9 protein-coding genes and 1 tRNA gene are annotated in these 6,801 nt (G+C 66.2%); 1 reads left to right on the forward strand and 9 read right to left on the reverse strand.

All coding sequences use genetic code 11. The features are described 5' to 3' along the window. Window positions 1-45: 45 nt before the first annotated feature. From Q5H89_RS15095 to Q5H89_RS15105, 3 genes are all read right to left on the reverse strand, one after another. Window positions 46-1,227, reverse strand: coding sequence for an acetyl-CoA C-acyltransferase (locus tag Q5H89_RS15095; protein ID WP_305020175.1), 1,182 nt, complete (start codon window positions 1,225-1,227; stop codon window positions 46-48). Between the two features lie 140 nt (window positions 1,228-1,367). Beyond that, on the reverse strand, window positions 1,368-2,405 hold the full coding sequence (locus tag Q5H89_RS15100; RefSeq protein WP_305020176.1) for a hypothetical protein: 1,038 nt from the start codon (window positions 2,403-2,405) through the stop codon (window positions 1,368-1,370). Next, window positions 2,402-3,391 (reverse strand): VWA domain-containing protein, encoded by a 990-nt coding sequence (locus Q5H89_RS15105; protein WP_305020177.1) that lies wholly within the window; start codon window positions 3,389-3,391, stop codon window positions 2,402-2,404. Before Q5H89_RS15105 ends, Q5H89_RS15100 begins: the two co-directional genes overlap by 4 nt. Before the next feature lie 189 nt (window positions 3,392-3,580). Here Q5H89_RS15105 and Q5H89_RS15110 point away from each other — a divergent pair. After that, window positions 3,581-3,668 (forward strand) — tRNA-Ser (locus tag Q5H89_RS15110). A gap of 703 nt (window positions 3,669-4,371) precedes the next feature. Here Q5H89_RS15110 and Q5H89_RS15115 read toward each other — a convergent pair. From Q5H89_RS15115 to Q5H89_RS15140, 6 genes are read right to left on the reverse strand one after another with little or no spacing between them, the layout of a single operon-like run. Beyond that, window positions 4,372-4,752, reverse strand: coding sequence for a hypothetical protein (locus Q5H89_RS15115; RefSeq protein ID WP_305020178.1), 381 nt, complete (start codon window positions 4,750-4,752; stop codon window positions 4,372-4,374). Next, entirely contained in the window at window positions 4,749-4,943 is a 195-nt protein-coding gene (locus tag Q5H89_RS15120) for a hypothetical protein (protein WP_305020179.1), read from the reverse strand. The genes Q5H89_RS15115 and Q5H89_RS15120 overlap by 4 nt, the downstream gene beginning before the upstream one ends. A 10-nt stretch (window positions 4,944-4,953) precedes the next feature. Next, window positions 4,954-5,493: a hypothetical protein gene (locus tag Q5H89_RS15125; protein ID WP_305020180.1), complete on the reverse strand. Its 540-nt coding sequence runs from the start codon at window positions 5,491-5,493 to the stop codon at window positions 4,954-4,956. Between the two features lie 44 nt (window positions 5,494-5,537). Continuing rightward, entirely contained in the window at window positions 5,538-5,990 is a 453-nt protein-coding gene (locus Q5H89_RS15130) for a hypothetical protein (protein WP_305020181.1), read from the reverse strand. 31 nt (window positions 5,991-6,021) lie between these two features. Beyond that, on the reverse strand, window positions 6,022-6,345 hold the full coding sequence (locus tag Q5H89_RS15135) for a hypothetical protein (protein WP_305020182.1): 324 nt from the start codon (window positions 6,343-6,345) through the stop codon (window positions 6,022-6,024). A gap of 21 nt (window positions 6,346-6,366) precedes the next feature. After that, window positions 6,367-6,540, reverse strand: a complete 174-nt coding sequence (locus Q5H89_RS15140; protein ID WP_305020183.1) for a hypothetical protein — start codon at window positions 6,538-6,540, stop codon at window positions 6,367-6,369. Between the last annotated feature and the right edge of the window lie 261 nt (window positions 6,541-6,801).

A 6,801-nucleotide genomic window follows, 5' to 3' on the forward strand; every position in this document is an offset into this window, starting at 1 on the left:
TTGGGCAGCATGACGTTTTGCGAAGAGCGCGTAAAAGCCTCGTGCTTACAGCTTTTCGAGCACGATGGAGCTAGCCCCGCCGCCACCGTTGCAGATGCCGGTAACGCCGATTTTGCCGCCTTCCTGCTGCAGCACGCTCAGCAGCGTGGTTACGATGCGCGCACCCGAGGCCCCTAGCGGGTGGCCCAGGCTCACGGCGCCACCGTACACATTTACCTTGGTGCCTTCGAGATTGAGGAGCTTGTTATTGGCCAGCGACACGACCGAAAACGCTTCGTTAATTTCGTAGAAATCAACATCTTTGGCTTCGAGGCCGGCGTTTTTCAAGGCCTTCGGAATGGCAATGGACGGCGTGGTCGTAAACCACTCGGGCGCCTGCTCGGCATCGGCAAAGCCGCGGATGCGGGCCAGCGGCTTAATGCCCAGCGCGTCGGCCTTCTCGCGGCTCATGAGCAGCACGGCGGCGGCGCCGTCGTTGAGCGTCGAGGCGTTGGCGGCCGTCACGGTGCCTTCCTTGGTGAAGGCCGGCTTGAGGCCCGGCATCTTCTCAAACTGCACCTTGGTGTACTCCTCGTCGTCGCTCACCACGGTGTCTTTGCCGCGTACCGTAATGGTGACGGGCACAATCTCGTCCTTCTTTTTGCCGGCCTGGGCGGCGGCGGCGCTGCGCTCGTAGCTCTGGCGGGCGAAGGCATCCTGCTCCTCGCGCGTGATGCCGTAGTGCTGGGCCGTGGCATCGGCGGCGTTGCCCATGGCGTAGTCGTGGTAGGGGTCCCAGAGGCCGTCGCGCACGAGCCCGTCAATCATCTGGCCGTTCCCATACTTGGCCCCAAAGCGCGCCTTATCGAGGTAGTAGGGCACATTGCTCATGCTCTCCATGCCGCCGGCCAGAATAACCTCGGCCTGACCCAACATAATAGCCTGGGCAGCATACATAATGGCCTTCGAGCCCGAGGCGCACACCTTGTTCACGGTGGTGCACTCCACGGTATCGGGCAGGCCGGCTTTTTTAGCGGCCTGGCGGGCGGGTGCCTGGCCCAGGTTGGCCGAAATCACGTTGCCCATAATTACCTGCTCAACCAGCGCGGGGTCCACGCCGGCTTTGTCGAGGGCGCCTTTGAGGGCAATGGCGCCCAGCTCGGTGGCCGATAGCGAGGCTAGTGCCCCGCCAAATGAGCCGATGGGCGTGCGCACGGCGGCTACGATAACTACTTCTTTTACTTGCATAAGAGGGGTGGGGTGGGAAGAAAAAGCGAAGAAAACCAACGGGCCAGCAGCCACCCAGCCGGGCGGCCCGGCGCGCAGCCAACCAAAAACTAACAAACCTTCGTTCGTAGCCCAAAAGTACGGCGCCCGCTGCGGTCGGCTCACCAGGTAGGCTGGCCGGGCGCGGGCGGCGGGCCCTGCTGCTGGCGCGGGCGCTGCTGTAGGTACTGCTGCTCGCTCTCACGCAGGGCCTCCAGCACTTGCTGGGCCTGGGCGGGCGTCAGGTTCATGGCCTTGAGGCGCTCGCGCTGGGTTTGAAGCTGCAAGTCGCTACTGGTAGCCGCCTCAGTGCCGGGGCGCCGGCCCTGGCCCGCCGGGGCATCGGAGCCGCTAGCCGTGGTACCGGCATCGAGGCCGCGCTGGCGGCCGGGCGCAGTACCGCTGGGCAGGGGCTGGCGCTCGCCGGCGCCCGGCCGGAAGCCCCCGGCTGCGCTGCTGCCGGCGGCAGAGGTGGGTCGCTGGCGGTCGGGCTGGCCGGCACTATTGGGCTGCGGCGCGCCGGCGGGCCCGGCGGGCGCAGCTGGGCTAGGGTCGGGGGCCTGGCCGGGGTGGTCGGCGCCAGCTTTCTCAGCGGGCTGCGGGCTGCGGCCCTGGCGCTCGCGCTGGGTAGAGTCGGGCCGGTTGGGCTGCCTGGGCGGGGGGGGGCTAGCCCCCCCCGGGGGGGGCAGGTCAGGGTTATCGGGTCGCTGGCCGGCCAGGTACTGGCTCAGTAGCTCATAGTTGTAGCGGGCCGTGGCATTGGTTGGGTTTAGTCGTAGGGCTTGGCGCAGCAGGCCCACGGCCTGAGCCACCTGGTGCTGTTGCGCCAGCAAGCCGGCTAGCTGCTGCCGGGCCACACTACCAATGCCCGTGGGTACGGCAGGGGCTAGCAGGCGGCCATACGTGGCCTGGGCGGCGCCAAGCTGGCTGGCCTGCTGCTGCGCCTGGCCCAGGCTCAAGAGCAGCGCCGGGCCAGGGCCGCCCCGCCCCGCCAGGGCCACCGCCCGCTGAAAATAATACACCGCCTCGGCGGGCCGGTGGGCGCGCAGGGCAGCCTGCGCCTGCGCTTGCGCCCCGTTGTGCTCGCGCACCCGCGTCAGCCATTGCCAGCCCGGCGGGCCGCTGCTCAGCAGCAGTAGGTAAAGCAGCCAGCTTCTCATAGCTCAAGGCGCAGCACGCGCACGGTTAACAGGCTGTCAAGCAGCAGTAGTACCAGGGCAGCGCCCAGCGGGTAGCGGTAGCGGTTATCGGCCACGGCTACGGTGCGGGTGGTGGCCGCGCCCGCCGTGGGGGGTAGGTTGCGCAGGCTTGTGAGCAGGGTGGGCAGGCCGTTTTCGCGGTCGTTCAGGGCTACGTACTGGCCGCCGGTTTGGGCGGCTACCTGCAGCAGGGGCCCTTCGCGCAGGCGGCTCACCACGGGGCGCCCCTGGCCGTCGCGCAGGCTGGTTTTGGCCCCCGGGGCGGGTACCGGGCTGCCCGCGGCCGTGCCCACGCCCACCGTGTACACCCGGGCGCCGGTGCGGCCCAGCGTGCGCAGCACCGGCTCCAGGTTTTCGCCAAAGTCCTCGCCATCGCTCACCAGCACGGCCGCCACGGCGCGCGGCGGCGCGTTGCCCGGTCCCGTGGGGGCTAGCCGGCTCAGCAGCAGGTCAAGCGGAGCCCGCAGCGTGGTGGGGCCCGGCGCCGTAAGCTTGGTGCTGAGGGTGTTAATGAATAATTGCAGGGAAGCTTGGTCGTAGGTGAGCGGGCACTGCACATAGGCTTGCGCGCCGAAAACGATGAGCCCCAGCCGGTCGGCCGGAAACGCGGCGGCCAGCTCGCCCAGCACGGCTTGCGTGCGCAGCAGGCGGGTGGGGGCCACATCGGCGGCATCCATCGAGCGCGATACATCTACGAGCAGCCATACATCCTGGCCACTGCTGCGCACCGCCTGCTGGCGCACGCCCAGCGCCGGCCCTAGCCAGGCCAGCAGCAGCAGCGCGCCCGCCACCAGCCGCAGCGGCAGCTTCCAGGCCAGCCGGCTTGCGCCCAGCCCCAGGCGCCGGCTTAGCCGGGCCGTGCGCCGGGTGTAGGCCACCAGTAGCAGCCCGAGCAGCGCCAGCCCGGCGGCGGCCAGCATAAAATCAGGATAGGCCCAGCTAAACATGCGCGCAAAGGACGGCTGCGAGGGTGCAAAGCTAGGAAGGCGCTCCCTAAGCCGCGCACGCAGCAGCTTTCGTAGCAGGCAGTTGCACCGGGCAGCCTTAAAAACTTCGAAAATTTTATAGAAAATGTGGTCATTCGCTGTATATTTGCAGCCGCTAAGGCCACCAGGGCCTTGGCAAACCACCCGCACGGAGAAGTGGGTGAGTGGCTGAAACCAGTAGTTTGCTAAACTGCCGTAGCTCTAAAGGTTACCGGGGGTTCGAATCCCCCCTTCTCCGCTAAAACCCCCTCAGTAGCTCACTGAGGGGGTTTTTTAATGCTCTATGTGCGTGCGTATGTGCGTGGCCCGCCGGAACTACTTACAATTCCAGCACGCTACATCATCCTTGCCGAAGACGCGCTGACCCTTCTTGGCCGCGTACTAGCGGTTGATGCTGCTTCCTCGTCCCAGTGCTAAGCTAGGGAGGTGCCGTAATGGAGCACCCAGTAGAGCTGCACCACGGACGGGAGCAGGCGGAAGGCATAGTGGGTCATGGGCGCAAAGAAAAACCCCAGCCGGCTGGCTAGGGTTTTTGCCTGCTATGGCAGCTTTGGCCTATCACAGGAAGAAAAATTTTACGATTCTATAACAGAAGCAAGCGTAATGACAACATTACCAGGCTGGGCGAAAATAAGCGTTATGGTACGCTCTTGGTCGTTTGCCACTGGGTAGGGAATGGTGCTGCTTCCGCCAGGTAGGGTGGACTCGGTTTTCGGGGGGTGTGAACTCGCGACAGTGGTGACTACCGTCTGCGCGTGCAGGTGGTTTCTGATTTCTATCGAATCTGCCATCGTTACTAGCTTGTAAAGTGTGCCTACTCTGTGGGGGCTTTTCGGCATCCGCCCACTCCGCAAGCCGGGAGTAGCACAAAGGAACGACTTGGTTTGGGTGAGGCAAAAGCGTATAAACACTTGATTTACAATAACACGTAGTTTTACGTATCACCTTGCCCGCCAGCGCAGCCACCCGAGCGGCACTTGGCTGCTGAGCCACTCCCAGCCGGCGATGCTAGCCAAGCCCACGAACGCAAACACCCACCACGGCACACCGCCCTTTTTCTGGCTGGCCTGAATGGGGGAGCCGGCGCCGGTGCTCACGGCCTGGGCCCGCTGGCCGGTTTTGTCGGTGCCCACCGTCGAGCTGCTATTGCCCTGCCCGACCTGCATGGTGACGGGGCCGGTGAGCTTGAGCTTGTGCACCGCCAGCGGGGGGATGCCGGCGGCCACCAGGGCCGAATCGACTTTGGCGTCGGTGGCCAGCGGCACGCGCTCGGTGGCGCAGCTGGCGAGCCCGAGTAGGGTAGCAAGTAGGTATCTTTTCATTTGGCGGTGAATAAGGCGCGCCGCCGGCGGGCGGCACTGGCCAGCGAGTCGAGGCGATGTTGGGAAGGCCGGCGGGGCAGTCGGGGCAGGTAGGCCGGGCCGCTGAAGCCGCGCCAGGCCTGGGGCCGGCGCTGGGCCGGGGTGGGGGTGGTGAGCAGTAGGCCCAAGGCTAGGAGTAGCAGCGTTTTCATCAGCACGGGGTTAGTAGAGCCAGTTGGCGGCGGCGTACAATTCGTAAGTCGGGTACCACACGTCGTGCACGCCGGCCCCGTCGCGCCCGCCGCCGGTGCCCGTGTTGCCGGCGCGCACCACCCAGCCCCGGGCGGGCCGGCCCCGGCGCACCGGGCGGCTAGCCGCCACGAGCCGGCCGACGTGGCCCACCCGGCCCAGGGTGGCGTAGTAGAACGTGACCTGGTGGCCGGGCCTGAGGCTATCGAGCGAGCCGCGCAGGCCCCGGATGAAGTAGGTGCGGGGCGAGCTGGCCAGGCTCCAGTTGCGGGCGGCGGCCGGCCAGGCGGGCGAGGGCAGCCCGCAGAGCCTTTGCTCCATGAACTGCTCGCAGCCGCACCACGGGTCGCCTTTTTGGGCGCCGGCCGCGCGCTGGGCCGCTTCCACGTCGGGGCCGTCGTTGCGGCCGGTGGCCTCGCGAATGCGCAGGCGCCCGGCGCTCACCTGCAGCACGGCGGCCGGCTGGCCGGGGCGCGCCCGGTGGGCCACCTGGGCCGGGGCGGAGCTTGCCATAAAAAGTATAGCAAGCCCGCCAAAAAAGGTAGCAAGCTGACGCATTACGACACCAGGCAGGCGGCCAGCACGCACAGGGCAAAGTAGCCCAGCAGGCCCAGCCAGATGAGGTTGAAGGTGCGCAGCTGCTGCGCATCGGGCAGGGTGTAGAAGGCTACCTTGTAGCCGCCCTGCTTGGTGGCCCAGCGCGGCAGCACGGGCACCACGAAGCGCATGACGAACCACACGGCCGCCAGCCCGCCGAAGAACAGGCCCAGGCCGAAGAGGAACTTGCCGGCCACCAGCCCGAAGGGCGGCACGGCCACGTTGTGGGCGCTGGCCACCTCGGGCGAGTCGGCGTTGAGGCGGCCGGCCGTCACGGCCGCGGCCAGGGCGACGCGGTGCCGCTCCTGGCCGGCGGTGTACTGGTAGTAGGCCGCGCACAGCAGCAGGGCCAAGAGGGCGGGCAGCCAGCGGCGAAACAGGCCGCGCACGCGGCAGAGCAAACGGGTGAGCATAAGGCAGAAAAAAGGGAGAAGGGTGAAAAACTTACTTGTGGGTTTGCATGAATTGGTCACTAATCGCGGCGCGCTGCTCCAGCGAGCCCATCCGGTTGAAAATCTGCGTGTGCACCTCGCCCGCATCCTTGCGGGCATCTTCCAGGTTTTTCACCCGCTCGACCAGAAAGCCGTATTGCGCGTTGGCGACCTCCGTTTTGGTGGTCATGCTGTTGACTTTCTCAATCGCCTCATCCATGCGCTTGACGGCGCTGTTGATTTGCAGCGTGAGCAGCAGCATCACCACCCCGCCCAGCCCGGGCACGGCCCAGGCCTTGAGTTTATTTAAGATGTCTTCGTGGTCGTCGGTGGCCATGGCAGGGCGGCACAGGGGCAATTAAGGGGTGGGGGTGGCGTAGGCGTAGCGGCCGGGCGTGGCGCCGGGGCGCTGGCCGGGCAGCGGGAAGGGAATGCGGTAGATGAGTTTATCGCGTTGCAGCAGGTAGATATCCAGCTGCTCTTTTTCGGAAAGCTGGCCGATGATTTTGAGCACGAAGTCGGTGTTTTTCATCGCGAAAGCGGGTTAGGGCCGGAAGCCGGCGGGCACTTCCCAAAAGGCATAGAGCACGGCGGCGGCCAGTAGGGCAAAGCCGAGCCAGCGAAAGAGGCGGGTGCTGGGCATGACTTAGGTGAAGCGGCCGAGCGCATCGGCGCGCTGAATGTGGTGGCGAATGACGTCGGCAATCTTAATGGCTTCGTTTTCGCGCAGGTACACGAAAAAATCGGCTTGCAGCATCGTGGGCTGCGAAAAGCTATCTACCACCGCCTGCCA

It is taken from the genome of Hymenobacter cheonanensis (assembly GCF_030581075.1).
Lineage (GTDB): Bacteria > Bacteroidota > Bacteroidia > Cytophagales > Hymenobacteraceae > Hymenobacter.